Source organism: Salegentibacter lacus, assembly GCF_020164555.1.
GTDB lineage: Bacteria > Bacteroidota > Bacteroidia > Flavobacteriales > Flavobacteriaceae > Salegentibacter > Salegentibacter lacus.
Window position 1 is genome coordinate 64227 of the sequence record NZ_JAIQZB010000015.1, and the last position, 23225, is coordinate 87451.

The following is a 23225-nucleotide window of genomic DNA, read 5'->3' on the forward strand; positions in this document are numbered from 1 at the left end:
ATTAATTTTTATAAATTTTCAAGAGCTTCGGCAAAACTCTTATAAGCGGGTTTTCTGGTTAGATTTACATCCCACAAGCCCTGGAATTCCCCCGGTAGCCAATTTGCATCTTCAGGACTGTCGGATATTCCCCAAACGGTAATACCATATCTTTGAGCCTGCGGAACGTGTGCTTCATAAGCTTCAACTACGTAACTATACATATCGGCTTGCTGTTGTAAAACTTCATCTGTAGGTTCAGAGACATTTGTTCTTATGTCCAGTTCTGAAACTTTAATGAGTTTACCGGTTTCAGCAAGAAGTTGAAACATTTGAGCAATATTATTTTTATCGGAATCTATACTTATATGCATTTGAGTCCCAATACCATCTACAGTAGCACCCTGGCTTTCTATGTATTCTACATATTCAATGAGTCCCCTGGTCTTGTCTAAGTTATATTCAAGGTTATAGTCGTTTATAAAAAGGAGATCTTCGGGATTACCATACTCCCTGGCCAGTTTAAAGGCTTTAACCGCATAATCTTTACCAAGGTAGTCCTGCCAGTAAAATTCGTCACTGGTGATATCAAAATCGGTCTGCCCACTTTTTAATTCGTATGGATTTCCGTCATCCATAGGTTCGTTAACAACATCCCAGGCATCTACATAGTCTTTGGAAACTTCCATCATGCCCGTAATCCATCTCTCCATTTCACTGGCAATGATCTCCTCCTTTTCTTCTGGTGTTTTCTCTATAACACCCCCGGCATTGGGGTTTATACGCGAAAGCGTTACCTCATCAATATAAACTGTGCCTGCAAAATCACCATAGCTAATAACTAATCGCTCACGGTCTTCCTTGGTAATCGTCGTCTCCAAAGTATATTCCTCCCAGTCTTCCGATACGTTAAATGAGCCAAGTCCATCACTTGAATAATCAGATGGCGATTGTAGCTCGGCACGAAGAGTACCGGCAGTATTTGCCTTTACTTTAAAATTCAATACATAAGTTTCTTCCATTTCCAATGTAGGTAAATCATAGGCAATCTGTGCTTCCCAAAAATTCGTAGCGGAAGGATTCGTAAAGGTAAAAGCATAACCTGTATCACCATAGCCCTCACCTTCTGCTGATCGCTCCATGGTAGAGCCATTTCCCCAGCCAGCCCAGCCGTCGGTGCCACTTTCAAAATCAGAATTGGTAATTACGCTTGGATCCAATGCCGGACCGCCACCACTGCCTTCCTCGTTATATTTTTTCAGGCTTATGTTATCAAAATAATAAGTAGTGGCAACATTGCCGAGGTTAAAAGCAATAGTACTTGACTCTGCAAGTTCTTCAGAAACAATAATTCTTTTGGTAAAAGTAGTCCATTCAGCAGAGGCGGGAATAGCACCAAAAAAATCCCAGTGTTTATACTCGCCAGGTTGAATATGAGCCTGGGTAGCAAAAGAGGCATCAGCATCTGAGCGAACATCCATAGTAAGTTCGTATTCTTCCCCTACTTCCATAGCCGGAGAAAACTTAAAAAAGAACTGGCTTTCCCAATCGTTTTCCCGAACTTCTCCATTAGTCACCGCCAATGCCCTGCCCTCACCGTCTGCACCTTCTCCGGCAGCCGTAAAAGACATAATATCATTTTCGTTAGCCTCATAGTTTGCTGCTTCATCCGTTTCAAAGTCAGCACCAGCAATCTCATCCCAGCTTGGTCCGCCACCTATTACCGTTGGCGCAATTGTGCTGTTCAGATATTCGGCATTTTGATTAGCGTGCCAGATAAGAGTATGCCCGTATATAGAAGTTCCTGCTTGTTGTGCCGCAGCTATGAGTTCATTTACCTGGGCAAAATTCATAGAACCATCATTTTGCACGATGGCACCATGCTTCATTCCATAACCTACGGTAAGCTCATCAAAATTTTTATTAATAAGCCTGTACATTACTCCCTTATTAATATAATCTGAAATAGAAACAGCCCCACCTAAGGTGAAATTTGAGGTACTATCTTTATAGCTCTTAAGAGGTGCATAAGAATTAATATCTTCCTGAGCTTCTAAGCCCTCTGGCTTTTCTACTTGAAATTCCAGTGGATCAGGATCAGCACAGGAAAATACCATAGCTAATAATCCACTACATACGAGAAAACGATTTAAATATTTCATAATCGATTTATTTTTAAATTTTATTCTAATACTGGAGAAAATGTTTCCATTCGTACCCCACGATCTCTAAGTACAAGCGTATCTTTTGTACTCACATTAATTTCTTCAAGGTTAACCTGATAATCCAGATAAAGGGCATCACGATCTTTACCTCCCCAACTATTTTCTTCACCATCCTTTACGAACTGGCCGCTACCGCTGGCCGTATATTCATTAGAGGCGGCTCTAACTGTACAGTTACCAGAATCGTCAAAGCTTAAAATTAAAGTACAGTTTACTGCATAGCCCTCGCTGTTTTGAAAAACCAAATCCAGCTCCACTTCGTCCAGAGAACGAGTTGTTAATGATACTACTTGATCGTCTACCACATATTCTTCTTCTCTAACTACCGTATCATCAAGATTCTCATTACCCGTAGTTCCTTCAATAACATCCACACCACGGCGTAAATAATTACCGTGCCACGGATTTACATATTTCACTGCATACAAGATGAAGTCTTTAGGCAATACCTCCCAATCTTCTGCAATAGGCCTGCGCGGATTTGCCGCTAGTGGTATTCCTCTTAGAATGGAATCTGCACTTACAACATTGGTCATTTGAAGCGGAATTACATAATTTCTTCCAATGGCAAGGCTATCAGCAAAAAATGCATCGCTTAATTGAAATTCAACACCACCCGTAAGTTCTCCTTTTGGAATCATAATCTCATTCGATTCAAGCATATAATAGTTCTCTGGCATTGCTTGAACAGGTTGGCCGTTTTCATCAAATACAAGCCCGTCTGTTAAAGAATTATCTACCTCAAAATCTATAAAAACATCCTGATCATTATCGTAAGTTCCGCCGGTAGTGGCCATTATTTTGGCTTTACCTTCATTATCCAATGAAGTATCAAAAATATCTTCCCCAAGTGTAATTGTCCTTACCGGAAATTGGTAAGCAAAATAAACAGTTTGGTATTCGTAATCTTCAAATTCCCATTTATCATTCTCACATGACATCAAGCCCGAAAGAATAATTAAAGCGATTAAATATATTTTGTTTTTCATTTTCTGTTCTTTAATAATTAAACTAACTACCAACCCTGGTTTTGAATAAGTGCATCATATTTTAAAACCTCGCTAAAAGGGATAGGACCATACTGCATATATTCTTCATAAATCCTGTCTTCTACCGTTATAGTTTGATGATCACCATCAAGGATGCTTACCCCTCTGGCCGGAACTGTTAAGTCATCGCCCCAACGACGTATATCCCAAAACCTAAACCCTTCAAAACTTAATTCCAATCGGCGTTCATTTCTAATTAATTCACGCATTGCATTTGGGTCTGAGCCAATAGACTCTAAATATGCATCGGGTTGCGTTATTCCTGCACGCTCCCGCAATCCAGCAATCACATCATAAGCTGAAAAGCCGTGTGTTCCAGTTCCTCTGGGGCCCCAGGCTTCATTAGCAGCTTCTGCATAAATTAAATACAGTTCAGTATATCTCATTCTGGCGGTATAATGCTGTTGCGTATTATTGATAACCGGATCCAAATTAACATCCTGTCTTAGTAATTTTCTTAAATAATAACCTGTTCTGGTAGATGTTTCTACCGAATTTAGCGCATCGTTAGTAGTTCCATCAGCAGCTGTTACTATGGTAGAATTATTTGGTCCTGCCGTACTTTGATTTACCACCACATAATGTTCTAATCGCGGATCTCTGTTCGAATAAGGATTTGAAGGATCAAACCCACTTGCGGGATCGGAAATTGGATAACCATTAGCCATTGGAAATGAATTCACAAGGTTTTGTGTTGGATTTAGCTGTCCGTCACCAAATAAAGTCGGCGGAAAATGCTGCTGTTCTAAATCGCTGGTTTCTACTACATCGGTTCTCCAAATAATTTCGGGTGGGTTATTACCTCCACCAATACCATTTATTTGTGAAGCATTTTTATACCAGGTATGCCCATCTTCTGCGATACCACTAACACCTCCGTTGTCTGCCAGAACCTCACCGGCATAATTGGCAACATCGGCCCAGGTAGTAGTATTCCCATCGGCATATGCCGGACTTGCAGCTAGTAATGCTGCCTGTGCTCTTACGGTTTTGGCAATTCTGCCCGTCATTCTTTGTTTGGCATATTCTCCAAAAACCCTGTTGTAATCTGCTAAATCTGAATAACCTTCTGGTAAATTAGAGAGTGTTTCATAATCTAAAGGAAGTAATGCTTCGGCTTGTTCCACATCAGCATATAATTGTTGCATACACTCTTCGAAGGTTGCCCTTGGCTGATTAAAATCTGAGGCCGTTCCTTCAGGTTCCAGTAAAATTGGAACTCCTAAAAGCTCTCCGTTAGCCCATCCTGAATGTTGGCGCAAAAGATAGTACATATATAGTGCTCTTAGCCCGTAAGCTTCCCCTTTAAGTCTATTGTTAAACATCGCGCTTATTTCCTCATCATCAGACCAGGTAACTTTATCTGCCTCTGCAAGGAATATATTTATATACTGAATAGCAGCACGTGCATTTTGCCACTGGTCAAAAGGATTGTTTTGCGCAGTCCACTGTCCGGTAGCAATTTCGCGATATGGATTATTGTTCACGTTACTAACTGCATCATCTGTTGCAACATCACTAAAGGAATAGCCATTATTTGGCAACCTTGTATAAGCGTTGAGTAAAATACCCTGGGCGTATTCCGCCTCAGCATACATATCTTCAAGGCTTCTATTATTCTCTATGGCAGGTTCTATAAGATCGTCACAACTTGTAATTGCAAAGACCATAAATAAAAGAAGTAGTAATTTACTTTTCATTTCCTTTTATATTTAAATTTTTAAAATATTGCTTTTACGCCCAGGTTATAAAATCTATTCTGAGGCGCGCTTCCTACATTTAACTCTAAAACCTCACGTTCAGGAGACACGGTTAATAAATTAGCTCCATTCACATACACCCCTAATTCCTGTACAAACGATTGAGCAAATAGTTCTTTAGGTAAATTATAAGATATCTGGACCTTGGCCAGGTCAAAACGATCTGTACTATAAAGCCAGAAATCTGAAGATCTAAAGTTGTTATTACTATTGGTTGTAGTTAACCTTGGATAGGTAGCAGTTTCACTCGTCTCCGGCGTCCAACGATCACGAGCTATAATTGAATATTTATCTTCTCCATCCATCCAGAAGTATGAATTATTTTTCATAGCGTGTGCGCCAAAACGTCCAATACCAAGGGCGAAAAAGGTAAAGTCTTTCCATTTCGCAGTAAAATTCACACCTAAAGTTAGTGGGGAACCAAACCAGCCTCCCTTACCAAGATAAACCTCATCCTGGTTGTCTATAATTCCATCGCCATTTTGATCTACATATTTAATATCTCCAGGTGCAACCTGTCCATAACTTTGGCCTGGTGAATTCTCAATTTCTTCGGCACTCATAAAAAGCCCATCGCTTTCAAGACCCCAAATAGCATCTAATGGATTTCCCTGCCTGTTTTGATATGCATCTTCAAACATTTCTGCCCGCTTCGTAGCTTTGGTTTCGTAATAAGTACCAACCACTCCAAGTGTAGTTTCTAGTTCGCCAAATTGTTGATTCCAATCAGCTCGGAAGTCAAAACCAATACGCTGATCATCATTATAATTCACAAAAGGAATAAATGAAGAATTTGGCCATCCAGTACTAAAATAGTTAGGATATAATACAGATGCCTGTACAATACCGCCTGTCATCCTGTTCGCGAAAAATGATCCCTGAACATGGAAAAGCTTATCAAATAGCGAAGCCTCTACTCCAAAATTAATTTCTTCTCTTTTAGCAAAAGTCAAATCATCATTCTGGCCTCTTCTTGAATCGGTTGAGCGGCTTAAAGCACCATCTCTCCAGTTAAACCAGGCCCCATCTGTTTGGGTATAAATACTTTCATAAAGAAAGTAATCCTGAATATCTATATCGGTATGTAAAATACCTGCTGAAGCGGTAAGTTTTAATTCATCAAATACCGTTGAATTCTCAAGGAAATTTTCTTCACTTAAGCGCCATCCTAAAGTAAAGGTTGGAGAAAAAGCCTGGCGGTTTCCTTCTGGTAACTTCGCGGAATGCACAAGGGCACCGCTAAAATTCACAAAATATTTTTCTAAATAGTCATACCCAAGGTACAAGCCTAAGTTGGCATTACTGGTACGGTGATACTCCTCTGAAATAGATTGTTGAAATCCATTGGCTATAAGCATAGCTGAAACGTTATGGTCTTCTTCTATTTTAGTTTCATAGTTAAATTGACCCGAAAACGAAATCGTTTGTCTATACCAACTATCACTTATGTTTTGTACTCCAGACCTGGCATCCTGACCATATTGTGTTAAACCTGCAATTAAATCTCCCCCATCATAATTTGTCCAGCTCGGCTGAAATACTGCGTACTCATTGTTATACGACTGGTTGTAAGAGGTAGAATAATCTACTCCAAAATTTGAATGAAAACTCAAACCATCAACCAGATTTCCCAAATCGGCCCCTATACCCGTATTAAACTGAAATTGCCTGCTGGTGTAGTTATTACTTCCACCGGCATAAATCGCGGCAAAGGGATTGGTCTGGTCAAGTTGGGTTCCCCCTAAGAGATACTGCCCATCTATAAGGTAACTGCTATTGTTTACAAATTGCATTGAGTTCTCATCAGATTCCTCAATCATACTCGTAGGAATTAAAGGAGAAAATCGGTTTGGCCTTAAACTTGCAGCACCGCCCCAGTAATCTGTATTCACTCCCCAACCGTTATAATATACTGCCGATGCATTTACGGTGGCGTATAAGGTTTCGGTTATATCAATATTTACGTTTCCACGAATATTGAATCTTTGAGATCTGTTATTTTCAGCTTCACCGAAATCTAGAAGTGAACCTGCTGTGTAAAATCCAAGATTAGTATAATATTGAGCGGTTTCATTACCTCCTGAAATCTGAGCGGTAGCGTCATACCTATTATAAGTTTCCTGTAAATAATCTGAAGAATAATAATTTACATCGGGATACCTGTAAGGGTTATCACCTGAAGCATAGTTATAGATAGTTTCATCATTATAAAGTTGGCTTAAACCATCGTTTGACCTTGCTTCATTATAAAGCGTCATATATTCTGCAGAGCCCAAATATTTCGGATAACTTTTAGGCACATACATCCCCGCATTTACCCTTACATCAATTTGCTGATCCTGAATTTTTCCACTTTTTGTGGTAATTTGTACAACACCTTTAGCAGCCTGGCTACCATATAATGCTACAGCTGAAATTCCCTTTAAGAAACTAATTTGCTCAATCTCAGTAGGCATTATACTACTTGCATCTCGCGGAACTCCATCTATAAGGACTAAGTATTGATCCATTCCCCAAATGTTTCCGTTGAAACCATTGGCAAATCCATCCATGTTTTCGAGCGTGTTTGTATTATAGTTCTTCTCCATTAACTCTTCCAAATCCACTACTGAGACTCCACTCAATAAATTTCTCTTTTCTACCGTCCTAAATGCTACGTTAACATCTTTATAAGCTTCTAATGGTTCCAAACTTATATTTTTCAGATCCGGTGTAGCTATCACTGTTTGCGATGTATATTCCAGGGCTTCTACAACTAAATTGGAGTATAAGCTCGTTGAAATTGAAAAGCTACCTATAGAATCTGTAACTACGATATTACCGGAAGCTGCCATAACGGTAGCGCCTACTAAAGGCTTCCCTTCTTTGCCTCTAACAATGGCTTCCACATCAATATTTTCAGATGTTTGTGCGAGCCCTATAAAAGGCATCAAGGCAATTAGTGCACAAAAAACTACTTTAAATTTTATAATATTCATTCTCTATATGTTTAAATTCAACACAATGTGGTTACCAGCCAGGATTTTGACTAAATTCCAAATACATATTTACGTCCACATTTTTTAAGGGTAGCCAATAGTGTTTGCTACTAAAGTTTCTTTCAAGAATAACTTCTTCCCTTAAATTTAGAACCCGGTTTTGCGAAGGATCATCGGTATTAAGTTCTCCCGCTCTATCAAATTCTACAGATTTCTTTAAAGTATATGGACTTTCGGTTAGTAACAACCAACGTCTTAAATCATTAAACCTGTGTCTTTCAAAAGCTAATTCTACAGCACGCTCCCTGCGCACTTCATTCATAAATGCGCCCAAAGACCCTAAAAATTCATCGGCAACATGACCAACACCGGCTCGATCTCTCACAAAATTAATAGCATCTACAGCGGTTTTACTATATCCCGAAGCCTGGCCAGTTGGAGATCCATAAGCCTGAGCAGCTGCCTCGGCATACATTAGATACACATCAGAAAGTCTCATCCAGGGCAGGTGTATATTTAGGTTATTCCCATAACCATAACCTTCATCATACTTATTCGCAGTAATAGGAATAAACTTGTAAAGCATATAACCGGTTCTACTTCCAGTTCTAATATTTCTGTAACTCCCGCCGGTAAAAAGATTTGCGTAACGGTTATATTCCTCATCGGCTGGCATAGAACCCTGAACAGTACGAACCCCATCATAAACAATGTCATTATAGAATCTTGGGTCACGGTCTTTCCAGGGATATTCAGGATCATAACCAGATTCGGGATCGGCTTGCGTAATATCGTCAATTGGCATTCCGTTAGCCATTCCGTAGAAATCTACATAGTTAGCAGTAGGAAGGAATTTCACATCTCCATCGGTTAAAATTGGAGACGGCTGATATTGTTTTGCCGTACCATAAGTAGATCCATGCGCCCCAAAATAAGGACCGCGAAAGATAGCTTCGGTACTACCGGGTAATTGCCAGTTTTGACCTGAAGTATAAAAGTTTAAATGATAATCTGAAAATGGTACTAAGGAATAATTCGCTTCACCAGATTCGGTTAGGTTAAGCAATTCTGCAAAGGCTTCAGCAGCTTTTTGAGCATAAGAAGTATTGTATCCAGAATTACCGGTTGATTCCTGATTCATTAAGGGGCTTGCTGCCCATAAATAATTCTTACCTAAATAACCAAGTGCCATTATCTTATTAATACGCAATTGGTTTTTACCTAAGGTGGCACTTCCGGCATCTGTTTCGTTCCAGTCTACTGGCAACAAATCTGCGGCGGCACGAAAATCCTGTGCTGCAAGGTCTGCGGCTTCGTGATAACTTAAACGAGGTAATTGAAGTTGCTCATCACTTGGTAATACTTCATTAATATATGGTAGACCTCCAAAATATTGGATGAATTGAAAATGGAACCATCCTCTAAAGAACAATAATTGTCCTCTAATTAAGTCTTTTTCTTCCTGGGTGGCATCTGTAAGCCGGTCCATATTAGCAAGTCCCAAATTGGCTTTTCTAATTCCATACCAACCTAATTGCCAAAGGGATTTAGAAAACCTGTCATCATCTGTGCTGGTGTTATATCTATCCATCCAGCCGGCCTGCCAGCCATCGAATTCTGCTTGCCAACCCCAAAAATTTCCGTTTTCAATCTTATTTATAAAATGAAAATCCCTTGCGGTAGATTCAATTTCATCATCTCCCCAATTCCAGGAATTTGTCCAGTACGCATTTGTAAAATCTGGAATACAGTGATATAATTCTTCTGTAAAACCCTGAAAATTAGTGAAATTTTTAAAAGCTTCGTCTTCTGAAACTATAGATTCATCTTCCCTGTCTAAATAATCTTCACACGAAGAAATTAAAATTATGGCAACTATTGCAAAGCCAAATTTTATAATATATTTTAAGTAGTTTTTCATAACACGCTTTTTTAAAAAGTAATATTTACTCCTAAGTTATACCGCTTCACAGTAGGATATGCACCCTGAGAAGCCCAACCTGTTCCCGCAAAATTAGATTCCCTGTCATCGGGCATATCAGACCACAGGAAAAGATTATTTCCATTTAGAAAAATCCTTAGGTTTTTGACCCCTAATTTGTCCACTAAACTAGAGCTGGCGTCAAAAGTATATGCTATTTCAGCATTTTTAAGTCTTAGGTAAGAACCATCATACATATACCTATTGGCATCATTATAACCACTAGGGGTGGTAAGCCACCTTGGTACTGGTGAATCGGCATTAAAGTTGTTTTTTGACCAGTAACTTCCTTCTTCATAAACCACGTGATTCTGGCTAGTCAAACTTCCCAGTACAACCTGACGGGTTACATTATTTACTCCGTAGAACTGCACGTAGCTACTAAAGCCCTTCCAGTCGAATCCAACAGTAGCGTTATAGGTATTTTGTGGAGAACCGGTAAAACCGTATGGAATATTATCGTAAGCATCTATTACCCCGTCCCCGTTAAAATCTATAATGTGATAATTTCCGGGTAGTTTTTGATTATCGTTAGCATTGTGAATGGTACTTGCATAAAGATCATCCCAGGTGTTGTAATAACCAGGAGTAACGTGTGAATATGCCTGACCAATTTGTAATCCTGCATTTTTTTGATAGTTCGGTAATAAGGTTGGATCATCTGCATCTATTACTTCATTCTGAGAATGAGTCATATTAATATTTGACCATAACCTCAAACCATTCTGGAACCTGTAACTTAAATCAAGATCAAATTCAAAACCTTCATTTTTTACGTGGCCAAGATTTGCAACGGGCGCTTCTGTTCCAAAATAAGAAGGTATTGCTCTATCCCCACCATTTATTAAAATATCGGTTCTTTCATCTCTAAAATAGTCGAAACTACCTTCTACAAATCCATCAAAGAATCCAAAATCAACTCCAATGTTTGTTTTCTTTACTTTCTCCCAGGAAACATCTGGATTTCCTACCGATTCTTCCGAATACCAGGTATACGGACTCTGTTCAGCCTGCTCGCCTGTTACTCCCATTCTGGCGAGTCCATTATAGCCCCATTGAGTCATATATAGAAATCTTCCGGCAACATTATCATCTCCTATTTCACCGTAATTGGCTCTAATTTTTAGGATATCTAAAAATGAAACAGAATCGAGGAAATTTTCTCTTGATAAAATCCAGCCAATCCCTCCTGAAGAAAAGAAAGCAAATCGGTTTTCAGGGCTAAATTTTTCAGACCCGTTATAAGCACCGTTGTATTCAAAAGTGTATTTATTGTCTAAAGTATAAGTAGTTCTAAAAACCCAGTCTTCTCTATATCGTGGAATTTCGCTACCGGTAGCATTTTCATTTCTGTTCATAAGACCCATCACAGAAACATCATGACGTCCAGCAAAATTTTTGGCATATCTTAATTGTAACTGATAGAATAGCTTTCTATGAGAAGACCAATCCTGCACAGCACCTGGACTTGTAGACCATTTTACACCTTCCTGGAAATCAAAACGGCTATTAGGATCATACGCCTGCTGATACAAAACGGTACCTGTCTCCGGGTCTATCCATTTTTCCTGTGTATCGTTATACAAATCATTAATTCCACGGTCCGCTTCAACAAATGTATTATCTAATGCAATGGTTCCGTTAAAATTAAGACCATCTAAGATCATATCCAGATCCTGATCTAAGGTGAAGTTTGTGGTTAAGCGAGTAGTAGTCATATATTGAATTCCACTAATTCCCAATACTCTTACAGAGTTGGTAGCTGCACCTTCATTTGGCGCATAATACCCCCAGGCTCCATCTGAATATCTTGGAAGAAAAACATCTGGTGCAGTACTGTAAGCTGCAACCCACATGCTATACTCATCTCCAGTAGCTCCCCACGGACTTTTCTTCACCCCGTGAGAACCAGCTAAGTTCACCTGGAATAAAGTTGAAGGAGTTATTTGAAAATCAAGATTACCTCTTACATTTAAACGGTTAAATCCATAACCGGGTTTATACCCTCTGTTATTATCATACTGTCTCATTAAATCGCCTTCTCTAAGGAAATCTGCAGTAGTAAAATATTTTACAAAATCGGTTCCCCCACTTACATTCACGTTTGCGTTATAAGACATTGTGTAATCACGAAAAAGTGTGTTTGCCCAATCTACATTTGGATAGCGCTCTCTTTCTGCCTGGTTTGCCGGATTTCTATATTTGTCAATAATATCTAATGGCATATAATCATTCCACGCGCTTGGGTTTAAACCAAGTTCATTTTCAATTGCTTCATTACGAACTCTTAAAGCATCATAAGCATCGTATTTACCCGGTAGTTTAGATGGCCTTTTCATGGTGGTGTTTACTCTTGCCCTTATTATGGCTTCACCTTTTTCACCTCTTTTGGTAGTTACAAGAATAACCCCGTTTGCACCCCTAACCCCGTAAACCGCGGTTGCAGAAGCATCCTTTAAAACTGAAATCGATTCTACCGAGCTAATTGCTACACTAGACATAGGTCTCTCTACACCATCTACAAGAATAAGCGGAGAAGAATCGTTCCAGGTACTTTGGCCACGAATCAAGATCCTGGGATCCTCTTCTCCCGGCATACCGGTACTTGCACTGGTAATAACTCCCGGTACATTTCCTGTTAAAGCAGCTCCAATATTAGTTACCCCACCTGCTCTCTCTAAAACATCACCGCTTACCTCTGCAATAGAAGCAACAACAGTTTCTCTTTTCTGTTCACCATAACCAACAATTACAACCTCATCTAATGCATCCTGGTCCGGATCCATGATCACGTCAATTTCTGTTTGATTATTAACTTTCCTCTCAATGGTTTTATAACCTATAAAGCTAAAAACCAAAGTAGCATCAGCCGGAGCATTAATGGTATAATTCCCATCCATATCGGTCACAGCACCAAGGTTTGGAACTTCTTTTACAAGGATATTCACACCGGGTATTCCCAGGTTATCTTCAGAAGAAGTAACCGTTCCCCTAATTGTTTGCTGCTCACTCCCATTTTTCAGCTTATTATCATTAGCATATACCGAAGTAGAAAACAGAAGTTGAACCAATAGCCCAAAAACCGTTAATTTAGTTAGATATGGAAGTTTTAGTAAATTTATTTTCATATTAAAAATGTTTTAAACTCTATTAAAATGATTCACGATCATTTCAATTGGCTTGCTATTCATATTCGATAACGAATTAGTAATTGGAGATAAAAAAAGTGGCACAACCATTATTAGTCCCACAGGATAAAAACTGATTACCCATATTGATCTTTTGAAGAATCATTTTTGTTAGATTATCTTTTGCCATGTTCTACAATTTTTTGGTTAAAAGCTTATTTGTTAGTTCATAAATTAAAGAGATATCGACCCTCTCTATGTTTAAGATAATTTTAAGAAATCGGACTGCATTTTGTTAATCTGAAATTAAAAATCGGCGTATTTCGAGGTTTTCAAAATTGCAAAAGGACTCAAATGTGAATTATTCCTTAAAAAATCTGAATCAAATATATCTGTAAAATCAACTTATCAATAATTGTCGTGTTACAATTACTTTACGTTATGTTACATGCCTGTAAAAAAATGGTAAAATCAATGTAAATTCGGTTAAAATAGGACATATTTTAGAAAGACTTAAACGCCCTATCCCCTATGAAACCTAAGACTACGGGCAATGAGCAAACAATCAAAAGGATTTCTTCTTTAAAATGTTAATTTTACACTTAAAAAGATGTTTAAAACTTAAATTAGTACTCAGCGTGTAAAAATTAGATTAAAAACCATCGATTTAAGGCTGATTTTTAATCTAAACATTTCCATTTCATAACTCAAAAATCCAGATTTCAATGAAAAAATTTTATCTACCACTATTCTTATTTACTCTGATTTGTTTTTCCGGGAAATCACAGTCAATTCCCTGTGATTTTGCAAAACCTCAAAACAATAACCAGCACGGAAATTTAGATTCGATTACATACTCTTCTAAAACCGTTAGAGTAAATCGAAAAGCGATGGTTTACACTCCTCCAAATTTTGATTCCACTAAAAGTTACCCTGTTTTATATTTATTGCACGGCATAGAAGGTGATGAGCATGCCTGGATAGAAAACGGAAAACTAAATAGTATTTTAGACAATCTTTATGCTGAAGGAAAAATTGAACCTATGATCGTGGTATTACCCAATGGTAGAGCTATGAAAAATGATCGGGCCGAAGGTGATATATTTTCAAAGGAAAAAATTGAAGCATTCAGCACATTTGAGAAAGATCTTCTAAATGATTTGATCCCTTTTATTGAGAAAGAATATCCTGTAATAAAAGACAGGGAACATAGGGCGATTGCAGGACTTTCTATGGGAGGAGGACAATCTTTAAACTTTGAACTGAGCAACTTAGAACAATTTTCTTATGTAGGTGGTTTTTCTTCTGCCCCTAATACCAGGCCAGCTAAGGACCTAATCGAAAACCCAGAGACAGTGAATAACAAATTAAACTTACTGTACATCTCGTGTGGCGATGAAGATGACTTATTACAAATAAGTGAACAAGCTCATAATTATCTTGAGGAAAATGATATTGCCCATAAGTATGTTTTACTTCCCGGAGGACACGATTTTGAAGTATGGAAAAAGAATGTTCATAATTTCTCCCAGCTACTTTTTAAGTAGGGTTTTAGCAGCTACTTAATTTGTGAAATTTTGAGAATAAAAAAACCAATGAAGTATCGTTTCATTGGTTTTTTTATTTTTTGTATGAAAGAAATTATTTCCTTTTAATTACCTTTTCAGCTGCTTTTAAAATAGCTTCTGCATTTAACCCGTATTTTTCAAATAATTGTTCCGGGGTACCGCTTTCTCCAAAAGTATCCTGGGTGGCCACAAATTCTTGCGGTGCCGGATTATTTTCGGCTAAAGTCCGGGCAACACTTTCTCCAAGTCCGCCAAGGAAGTTATGCTCCTCAGCAGTTACCACACAACCGGTTTTTTTAACCGATTTGATAATGGCAGCTTCATCCAATGGCTTAATAGTGTGAATATTAATCACTTCAGCACTAATCCCTTTTTCGTTTAGTTTTTGAGCGGCTTCTATAGCTTCCCAAACCAGGTGCCCGGTGGCGATGATAGTAACATCATTTCCCTCATATAAATGAACTGCTTTCCCAATCTCAAACTTTTGATCTTCCGGAGTGAAATTAGCCACTTTTGGTCTTCCAAAACGAAGATAAACCGGCCCATCGTGCTCGGCAATTGCTAATGTTGCTGCTTTGGTCTGGTTATAATCGCAGGTGTTGATTACCGTCATTCCAGGTAACATTTTCATAAGACCTATGTCTTCCAGAATCTGGTGGGTTGCCCCATCTTCTCCCAATGTCACTCCCGAGTGAGATGCACAAATCTTTACGTTCTTTCCTGAATAGGCGATAGATTGGCGAATTTGATCGTAAACCCTTCCTGTAGCAAAATTGGCAAAAGTTCCGGCGAAAGGAATTTTTCCGCCTATGGTAAGACCGGCAGCCATTCCCATCATATTGGCTTCTGCAATTCCTACCTGGAAAAATCGCTCTGGATTTTCATCTATAAAATCCTGCATTTTAAGCGATCCTACAAGATCGGCACAAAGTGCTACCACATTAGGATTCGTTCTTCCAAGCTCGGTAAGTCCATCCCCAAAACCGGAACGGGTATCTTTCTTTCCTGTATCTGTATATGTTTTCATGCTCTTATTTCTTTGTCATTTCCGCGAAGGCGGAAATCTATGTTTAATAGTCTCCTAAAGTTTCCGGGTTTTGTGAAAGCGCGGTTTCCAACTGCTCATCGTTAGGCGCTTTTCCGTGCCAGGCATGAGTGTGCATCATAAAATCTACGCCGTTGCCCATTACTGTAGTCATTAATACGCAAACCGGTTTTCCTTTTCCGGTGCGGGATTTGGCCTCGGTTAAACCATCAAGTACCTGTTGCATATCGTTACCATCTTCAATCTCCATAACATCCCAGCCGAAAGCCTCAAATTTGGCTTTTAAATTGCCCATTGGCAAAACAGTTTCGGTACTTCCGTCAATTTGCTGTCCATTAAGATCTACCGTAGCAATAATATTATCGACTTTATTTCCAGCGGCATACATAATAGCCTCCCAGTTTTGACCTTCCTGAAGTTCTCCATCACCGTGAAGTGAGAATATCAAGTGACTATCTTTATTCAGCTTTTTAGCCTGTGCAGCACCAAGTGCTACAGACATTCCCTGGCCAAGTGAACCCGAAGCTACACGAATACCCGGAAGGCCTTCATGTGTTGTTGGGTGTCCCTGTAACCTGGAATCTATAAGACGAAAAGTATTCAATTCATCTACAGGAAAATAACCACTTCTGGCTAAAACACTATAAAAAACCGGTGAAATATGGCCGTTAGAAAGGAAGAATAAATCTTCGTCTTTCCCATCCATATTAAACTCGGGTTTGTGTTCCATAATTCCGCCCTGGTATAAAGCGGTAAAAAACTCTGTACAGCCTAAAGATCCTCCCGGGTGACCGGAATTCACTTTATGAACCTGCCTTAAAATATCCCGGCGAACCTGGGTAGCAAAATCTTCTAATTTCTTAATTTCCATAACTTATACATTAAATGATTTGGCGTCTTCTAAAAATTTAGCAAGTCCGCTATCGGTAAGTGGGTGTTTCAACAATCCATCTATAGAAGATAGTGGTCCTGTCATTACATCGGCACCAAGTTTAGCACAATTAATAACGTGCATAGTATGGCGAATAGACGCTGCAAGGATTTCGGTTTCAAAACCGTAGTTATCATAGATAAGTCGGATATCAGCTATCAGGTCTAATCCGTCAGTAGAAATATCGTCAAGTCTTCCTAAAAATGGTGAAACATAAGTTGCACCTGCTTTTGCTGCAAGCAAGGCCTGCCCTGCTGAAAACACTAATGTACAATTGGTTTTTATGCCTTTATCTGAAAAGTATTTGATGGCTTTTACACCTTCCTTAATCATAGGAACTTTCACAATAATTTGCTTGTGTAATTTGGCAAGTTCTTCACCTTCGCGCACAATACCATCAAAATCTGTTGCTACCACTTCGGCAGAAACATCTCCATCTACTATCTCACAAATATCAAGGTAATGCTGAAGAATATTATCCTTTCCAGTAATACCTTCTTTTGCCATTAAAGACGGATTGGTTGTTACTCCATCTAAAACGCCCAGATCCTGTGCTTCTTTAATCTGATCTAAATTTGCTGTATCAATAAAAAATTTCATATCAAGTTTAGTTTTAATTATTATTCTTTAGTTAATTTTATTTCGAATGGGACTGCCGGTAAATCTTCCTGGTTATAAAGATTGGCATTCCCGGGATTATTAGCCCAGGCATATCTTATTACATCCGGATTTTTAATTTTGTTATTATAAATTTTTAAAGTATTATCATCCAATACTTCTGCTTTTGCATTATGAAAAGTCTTGCCATCTTCTGAAATTGTAAAACCACCAGGGTTCTTTCCGTTTTTAAGTTTCCAGCCAGATTTTAGGTTATCAAAATTGACAATAACAGCTCCATCTTCGATTTTCCAATCTGCAGGAGAAGGACCGGAACTAATTATATCTTCATCATATATAAGTTTCCTGGCCTCCAGAGCTAACCTGTTTCCTACGTCTTTTTTATTTAACGGGTGAATATCGTTCCACTCTCCAAGATCTATAGTCACGGCCATTCCAGTATGAGGAACATTGAGATCTGTATTTCGTTGTACCTCTCTCATTTCTGCCCAACTACTTTGTTGTGGCTCTGTGGTTTCTTCCATAAAATTTGGCAGTTGTACCAGAAGGAATGGCAACTCAGGATCATCAAAATACTCACGCCAGCTTTCTATCATTTTTGGGAATGTTTTCGCATAAAGCTCAGGATCATCAGCATCAGATTCCCCCTGATACCATAAAACACCTTTCAGCTCAAAATGCTGTAGAGGAGCGATCATGGCGTTGTAAAGTCCGCCCGATTTCCACCTGATAAAAGTTTGTCCCGGCGTATTTGGCATTGAAGCCGCCTGCTTAAACTTCCAGGTTCCTGTAATATCAAGCGTGTCTTTATCTAAAATTAAATGATAAGGTTTATCTTCTATAAAACCTGTAATCCCGCCATTGTTTACCAACCGAACTACAATTTCGTTTTCTCCTTCCTTTAATAACTTTGCATCAAACTCATATTTTCTGGGTGGATATTGATAACCGGTATGTCCAACCTGTTTCCCGTTTACATAGGCATAATCCATATCTACCAATCTCCCTAAATGCAATTTCACTTTATCAGATTCCGGTAACTGAGAAATATTTACCGTTTTGGAGAACCAGGCCACTCCTGCACTATCATTTCTATCTTCTCCCGAAATAAATCCGGGAATCTCAACTTCTTTCCAGGAAGTTTTATCATCATCAGTTTTGAACCATTCTTGTTGCAAACCGGTATCTTTTTTATCTAAATCTCCATACCATTTATTTATCGCTTTTTGTTCAGAATTGATTACAGAATCTAAATAAGACTGATTTCCCCATTTTAAATGCTCTTCATAAAACTTCGGAAACTCCTTTAAAGATTCCTTATCCATCCAGGCTGAAACAGGCGAACCTCCCAGGGCAGAATTAATAAGCCCAATAGGCACTTCTTCTTTTTCATAGATCGCTTTTGCAAAGAAATAAGCTACTCCAGAAAACTCAAGAATATTTGTCTCGTTTACCTCTTTCCAGGAACCAGAAGAAAAATCGTCTCTTTCTCCGGTGAATTCATATTCATCGGGCACCTGAAATTGCCTAATTTTAGAATTATTGGCATTTTTAATTTCTTCAGCATAGGTGTCAGCTAAGCGACTCATTGGTAATTCCATATTAGATTGCCCTGAACATAAATACACATCGCCAAATAAAATGTTTTTAACTTCTATCGTATTTGAAGCATTAAATGTCATATTATAAGGACCTCCAGCTTTTTGCGCGGGAAGTTTAACTTCCCATTTGCCATTACCGTTTGTCTTTGCTGTAAAATTTTTTCCTTGAAACTGCATTGTTACCACTTCTCCATTAGCAGCCCACCCCCAAATTTTAAGTTCGGTATCCCGTTGCAGGATTACATTATCACTTATTAATTGGGGAAGTTTTATTTGTGCAAATGTTGTCCCTACACTTGTAAGAAATAAAACCAACAATATTCTTTTTGTAAAATTCAGAATTTTCATAATTCATTGTTAATTTAAGGAGAAATAAAATTTAAAATTCAAAATTAAATCCCTTTCGGGTTAGGTTTTGGTAAATTTCTTCATCAAACCTATATAGCTTAGCTGCTCTATGAGAAACTCCGGTTTGCTTACCTCCTGCTTCCTGTAAAAGTTTCATTTTCAAGAACTTTCTTCGAAAATTACTTTTGTCCATTTCCACATCTAATATCTCAGTATATAACTGCATCAACTGGAGAAGAGTGAATTTTTCGGGAAGGAGATTAAAACCTATTGGGGCACGTTTTACTTTTCCACGTAGACGATTTAAACTTGCCTGCAAAATTTCGTTATGATCGTAAATAAGATCTGGAATGTCCTTTACCCTATACCATTTTGCTTCTGAAGCCGTAAAACCGGCCTTTACATTAAAATCCTCCCTGTTAATCAAAGCATAATAACCAACCGTAATTACACGCCCCAGAGGAAATCGTTCGGGCTTACCAAAAGTCCTTACCTGTTCTAAGTAAATATCTTTTACACCGGTTAATTCAGATAGTAATCTATCAGCTGCTACGTCTATATCTTCTTCCTTTTTAATCCACCCCCCTGGAAGCCCCCATTTACCTTTACTAATACCTTCGCCATGTTGTACTAATAAAACTTCCAGATTTCCTTTTTCAAAACTGAATACACAGCAGTCAATAGTAATAGAACTCATAACTTCTGCTGCAGAAAGATCATTAGTTGGAAGAAATGGCAACGGATTTTTCATAAGTGTATATAATAGGTATCTTTATAAAGATATAAACAAGTTATAGCCTTGTTTTTTACTATCCTACTTTAATTAAGGCTTGTAAATTGCTAATATAAAAAAAAATAACTATACTTGTAGTCAAATAAACCATAAGATATCTATAAATGGCAAAATTAAATAAGAGTAGTATTGTTTTAATAACCATCGTTGCAAGTCTTGGAGGCTTATTATTTGGGTATGACACAGCCGTAATTTCTGGAGCTGTGGGCGCTCTTGAAAACTATTTTATTGGAGCATTAGAAACCGACAAAGACCTGGCAATAGCTGCCATTTTTCAGTTTAAAGTAATTATTAGCATTTGTGTTTTAGCCCTTGTAATCTTATTTAGTTCTTTTCTTCTTAAATTCTTCAGTAAAACAAAAGCCTACACCATAATAGGTCTTTTTGTACTTATAGGTGGCGCTGTTTACTATTTTCAATTTTTAAGTCTGCCAGGCGTTCTAACCGAAAATTTAAAAAATTCTATTCTCGGCTTTATGGTTAGTAGCGCACTAGTGGGATGTATTATTGGAGCGTCATTAGGAGATAATGTAGCTAATTCAATTGGAAGGCGTAACGGACTTCTCATAGCCGCTATGTTGTTTGTACTTTCAGCAATCGGTTCAGCTTATCCCGATACTATGAATATTTTCTTTGGGGATTCACTTTCAGCTTTTATTGTATATAGAATAATTGGAGGTATGGGAGTTGGTTTAGCGAGTATGCTGGCACCCTTATATATTGCAGAAATGGCGCCGCCTAAAATACGCGGTAAATTGGTTAGTTTTTACCAGTTAGCTATTGTGAGCGGGATGATGGTGGTTTACTTTGTGAACTATTTTATTGTTCAGGGACAAACCGAAACCTGGATCAACACCGCCGGTTGGAGATATATGTTCCTTTCTGAAGGTATTCCCGCTACTATATTCTTCCTTGCTTTACTTTTAGTGCCTAAAACTCCAAGGTTCCAGGTAATGAAAGGCAACGAGAAAGATGCTCTTAAAGTTCTTACCAATTTAAATGGTACCGAAAAAGCTGCAGGTGTATTAGCCGAAATCAAGAAATCGTTTGGTAAGAAAAAGGCCCACTGGCTTTATTTTGGAGGAACAGTAGTTATTATTGGCTTGTTGCTATCCATTTTTCAACAATTTGTGGGAATAAATGTGGTACTTTATTACGCACCGGAAATCTTTAGAGGAATGGGTATGGAAACCGATGCTTCTATGCTCCAAACCATAATTGTAGGTGCTATTAATATGATCTTTACTGTGGTGGCAATTTCTACCGTGGACAAATTTGGCCGTAAGAAATTAATGATGATTGGTAGTGCCGTGATGGCAATTAGTATGATTGGGCTTGGTTTTGCACTTTACTTTGAAACAACAGGAATTACCGCTTTAATGTTTATGCTTTTCTACATCGCTGCTTTCGCTATGTCTTGGGGACCCGTAGTTTGGGTATTGCTTTCTGAAATTTTCCCTAACTCTATAAAAGGGGTTATGGCTGTAGCCGTAGCTGTACAATGGCTTGCCAATTTACTAGTGTCCTGGACTTTCCCAATGATGAATAATAATTCTGATTTGGTAGCCATGTTCAACAATGGTTTTCCATACTGGATCTACGGAATAATGGCGATCCTTTCCGGTTTATTTATTTGGAAATTTGTACCGGAAACCAAAGAAAAAACGCTTGAGGAAATGGAAAACATTTGGATATCAAAATAAAATAAATCAAGAATTAACGTATGTATTTTTTAGGAATAGATTTAGGAAGTTCTTCAATCAAATTATCGGTATTAGATGCCGAAAAAGGAACAACTATTGCTTCGGCTAAAGTCCCCGAATTTGAAATGGAGATCGCTGCACCAAAATTTGGTTGGGCCGAACAGGATCCGGAAAAGTGGTGGGAAAATGTAAAGAAAGGAATTAGCATTCTTAAGAATAAAGAAGGAATTGACCTCAAAAAAATTAAAGGTATTGGCATTGCATACCAAATGCACGGACTCGTTTTAACCGACGAAAAACTTAATCCGGTAAGGCCTTCTATTATTTGGTGCGACAGCCGCGCCGTTGAAATCGGAGATGAGGCCTATAAAGCAATTGGTGAAGAAATTAGTAAAAATCAGATTCTGGGTAGCCCGGGGAATTTCACCGCTTCTAAATTGAAGTGGGTAAAAGAAAATGAACCTGAAAACTTCAAAAAAGCTTCTTTTATGATGTTGCCGGGAGATTATATCGCGGCAAAACTTTCGGGAACTCCTCAAATAAGTACTTCAGGTCTATCTGAAGCCGCTTTATGGGATTTCTCTAAAGGAAAATTGGCAACCGAGGTCCTGGATAAAATGGGGCTTTCTGAAGATTTTATCCCAGAAATTGTTCCAAGTTTTGGAGACCAGGCTACAGTAAGCGCCGAAATCGCGAATGAATTAGGCCTTGACCCGGAAACCAAAATAAATTACAGGGCTGGGGACCAACCCAACAATGCATTTTCGCTTAATGCTTTAAAGCCGGGTGATATCGCAACCACCGCGGGAACTTCAGCAGTAATGTACGCAGTGAGTGCAGAAAACACATTTGATCCTGAAAGCAGGGTGAATACATTTCTTCACGTAAATAATACCGAAAAAGCAAAACACAACGGGGTGCTTTTATGTATAAATGGTTCAGGAATTCTTTACCAATGGTTAAGAAAAATAATTTCGGTAGGAAGGGAAGAACTTATTCCGTACGAAAAATTAAACGAAGAGGCTGCTAAAGTTGAACCGGGAAGCAAAGGCCTTCGCTTCTACCCTTTCGGAAACGGAGTAGAGCGAATTTTCAGCAATAAAGAAGTGAATTCGGGAATAGAAAACCTTAACTATAACATTCACCAGCCGGCTCATCTTATAAGATCTGCCTGCGAAGGGATTGTTTTTGCTATGAATTATGGTTTTGAGGTAATGCAATCTATCGGCGTGGAAGGAAAAGTGGTAAGAGCCGGAAAGGATAACCTTTTTTTAAGTCCGGTTTTTAGAGAAATTTTTGTGAATACTACGCAAACTACTTTAGAACTTTACAATACATCTGGTGCAGAAGGTGCTGCTCGAGGTGCCGCTGTAGGTTATGGCTTTTATAAAGAGTTTGATGAAGCTTTTACGAGCCTAAAATGCCTGGAACGAATGGAGCCTAACGAAAAATTGAGTAAGCAGTATCAGGAAATTTACCAGGAATGGAAACAGAATATTAAAATTAAAGAATAATAAT

At 38.4% G+C, this 23225-nt stretch carries 14 protein-coding genes; 3 read left to right on the forward strand and 11 right to left on the reverse strand.

All coding sequences use genetic code 11. The features are described from left to right. Positions 1-8: 8 nt before the first annotated feature. Genes LB465_RS12990 through LB465_RS13015 form a run of 6 tightly spaced genes read right to left on the reverse strand, consistent with a single transcriptional unit; the run spans position 9 to position 13100 of the window. Entirely contained in the window at positions 9-2141 is a 2133-nt protein-coding gene (locus tag LB465_RS12990) for an endo-1,4-beta-xylanase (RefSeq protein WP_224470300.1), read from the reverse strand. A 20-nt stretch (positions 2142-2161) separates the two neighbouring features. After that, the gene (locus tag LB465_RS12995) at positions 2162-3193 is read right to left on the reverse strand and encodes a DUF5627 domain-containing protein (RefSeq protein WP_224470301.1); all 1032 of its coding nucleotides are present in this window, start codon (positions 3191-3193) and stop codon (positions 2162-2164) included. Positions 3194-3219: 26 nt separating this feature from the next. Further along, positions 3220-4953: a RagB/SusD family nutrient uptake outer membrane protein gene (locus LB465_RS13000; RefSeq protein WP_224470302.1), complete on the reverse strand. Its 1734-nt coding sequence runs from the start codon at positions 4951-4953 to the stop codon at positions 3220-3222. A gap of 20 nt (positions 4954-4973) precedes the next feature. Next, entirely contained in the window at positions 4974-7991 is a 3018-nt protein-coding gene (locus LB465_RS13005) for a SusC/RagA family TonB-linked outer membrane protein (protein WP_224470303.1), read from the reverse strand. A gap of 31 nt (positions 7992-8022) precedes the next feature. Continuing rightward, entirely contained in the window at positions 8023-9912 is a 1890-nt protein-coding gene (locus LB465_RS13010) for a RagB/SusD family nutrient uptake outer membrane protein (RefSeq protein WP_224470304.1), read from the reverse strand. A gap of 11 nt (positions 9913-9923) precedes the next feature. Next, positions 9924-13100 carry a SusC/RagA family TonB-linked outer membrane protein gene (locus LB465_RS13015; protein WP_224470305.1) on the reverse strand — a complete coding sequence of 1059 codons (3177 nt, stop codon included), beginning with the start codon at positions 13098-13100 and terminating at the stop codon, positions 9924-9926. 725 nt (positions 13101-13825) lie between these two features. Between LB465_RS13015 and LB465_RS13020 the strand changes: the two genes are divergently transcribed. Further along, positions 13826-14647, forward strand: a complete 822-nt coding sequence (locus tag LB465_RS13020; protein WP_224470306.1) for an alpha/beta hydrolase — start codon at positions 13826-13828, stop codon at positions 14645-14647. A 94-nt stretch (positions 14648-14741) separates the two neighbouring features. On the opposite strand, the gene LB465_RS13025 is transcribed toward LB465_RS13020, so the two are convergent. Genes LB465_RS13025 through LB465_RS13045 form a run of 5 tightly spaced genes read right to left on the reverse strand, consistent with a single transcriptional unit; the run spans position 14742 to position 19962 of the window. After that, positions 14742-15695, reverse strand: coding sequence for a transketolase family protein (locus LB465_RS13025; RefSeq protein ID WP_224470307.1), 954 nt, complete (start codon positions 15693-15695; stop codon positions 14742-14744). A gap of 43 nt (positions 15696-15738) precedes the next feature. Then, positions 15739-16584 carry a transketolase gene (locus tag LB465_RS13030; RefSeq protein ID WP_224470308.1) on the reverse strand — a complete coding sequence of 282 codons (846 nt, stop codon included), beginning with the start codon at positions 16582-16584 and terminating at the stop codon, positions 15739-15741. 3 nt (positions 16585-16587) lie between these two features. Then, positions 16588-17244 (reverse strand): fructose-6-phosphate aldolase, encoded by a 657-nt coding sequence (fsa, locus tag LB465_RS13035; protein WP_075325786.1) that lies wholly within the window; start codon positions 17242-17244, stop codon positions 16588-16590. A gap of 20 nt (positions 17245-17264) precedes the next feature. Further along, positions 17265-19211, reverse strand: coding sequence for a sialate O-acetylesterase (locus LB465_RS13040; protein WP_224470309.1), 1947 nt, complete (start codon positions 19209-19211; stop codon positions 17265-17267). A 31-nt stretch (positions 19212-19242) separates the two neighbouring features. Continuing rightward, entirely contained in the window at positions 19243-19962 is a 720-nt protein-coding gene (locus tag LB465_RS13045; RefSeq protein WP_224470310.1) for an NUDIX hydrolase, read from the reverse strand. Positions 19963-20108: 146 nt separating this feature from the next. On the opposite strand from LB465_RS13045, the gene LB465_RS13050 reads away from it, so the two are divergent. Then, positions 20109-21707: a sugar porter family MFS transporter gene (locus tag LB465_RS13050; RefSeq protein WP_224470311.1), complete on the forward strand. Its 1599-nt coding sequence runs from the start codon at positions 20109-20111 to the stop codon at positions 21705-21707. A 20-nt stretch (positions 21708-21727) separates the two neighbouring features. Continuing rightward, positions 21728-23221: a xylulokinase gene (locus LB465_RS13055; protein ID WP_224470312.1), complete on the forward strand. Its 1494-nt coding sequence runs from the start codon at positions 21728-21730 to the stop codon at positions 23219-23221. Positions 23222-23225: the final 4 nt, after the last annotated feature.

Coding starts and splice junctions, on each gene's coding strand:
- LB465_RS13010 (WP_224470304.1), bottom strand. CDS start 9,912: ATGAAAAACTACTTAAAATATATTATAAAATTTGGCTTTGCAATAGTT.
- LB465_RS12990 (WP_224470300.1), bottom strand. CDS start 2,141: ATGAAATATTTAAATCGTTTTCTCGTATGTAGTGGATTATTAGCTATG.
- LB465_RS13040 (WP_224470309.1), bottom strand. CDS start 19,211: ATGAAAATTCTGAATTTTACAAAAAGAATATTGTTGGTTTTATTTCTT.
- LB465_RS12995 (WP_224470301.1), bottom strand. CDS start 3,193: ATGAAAAACAAAATATATTTAATCGCTTTAATTATTCTTTCGGGCTTG.
- LB465_RS13050 (WP_224470311.1), top strand. CDS start 20,109: ATGGCAAAATTAAATAAGAGTAGTATTGTTTTAATAACCATCGTTGCA.
- LB465_RS13045 (WP_224470310.1), bottom strand. CDS start 19,962: ATGAAAAATCCGTTGCCATTTCTTCCAACTAATGATCTTTCTGCAGCA.
- LB465_RS13000 (WP_224470302.1), bottom strand. CDS start 4,953: ATGAAAAGTAAATTACTACTTCTTTTATTTATGGTCTTTGCAATTACA.
- LB465_RS13020 (WP_224470306.1), top strand. CDS start 13,826: ATGAAAAAATTTTATCTACCACTATTCTTATTTACTCTGATTTGTTTT.
- fsa (WP_075325786.1), bottom strand. CDS start 17,244: ATGAAATTTTTTATTGATACAGCAAATTTAGATCAGATTAAAGAAGCA.
- LB465_RS13030 (WP_224470308.1), bottom strand. CDS start 16,584: ATGGAAATTAAGAAATTAGAAGATTTTGCTACCCAGGTTCGCCGGGAT.
- LB465_RS13055 (WP_224470312.1), top strand. CDS start 21,728: ATGTATTTTTTAGGAATAGATTTAGGAAGTTCTTCAATCAAATTATCG.
- LB465_RS13025 (WP_224470307.1), bottom strand. CDS start 15,695: ATGAAAACATATACAGATACAGGAAAGAAAGATACCCGTTCCGGTTTT.
- LB465_RS13015 (WP_224470305.1), bottom strand. CDS start 13,100: ATGAAAATAAATTTACTAAAACTTCCATATCTAACTAAATTAACGGTT.
- LB465_RS13005 (WP_224470303.1), bottom strand. CDS start 7,991: ATGAATATTATAAAATTTAAAGTAGTTTTTTGTGCACTAATTGCCTTG.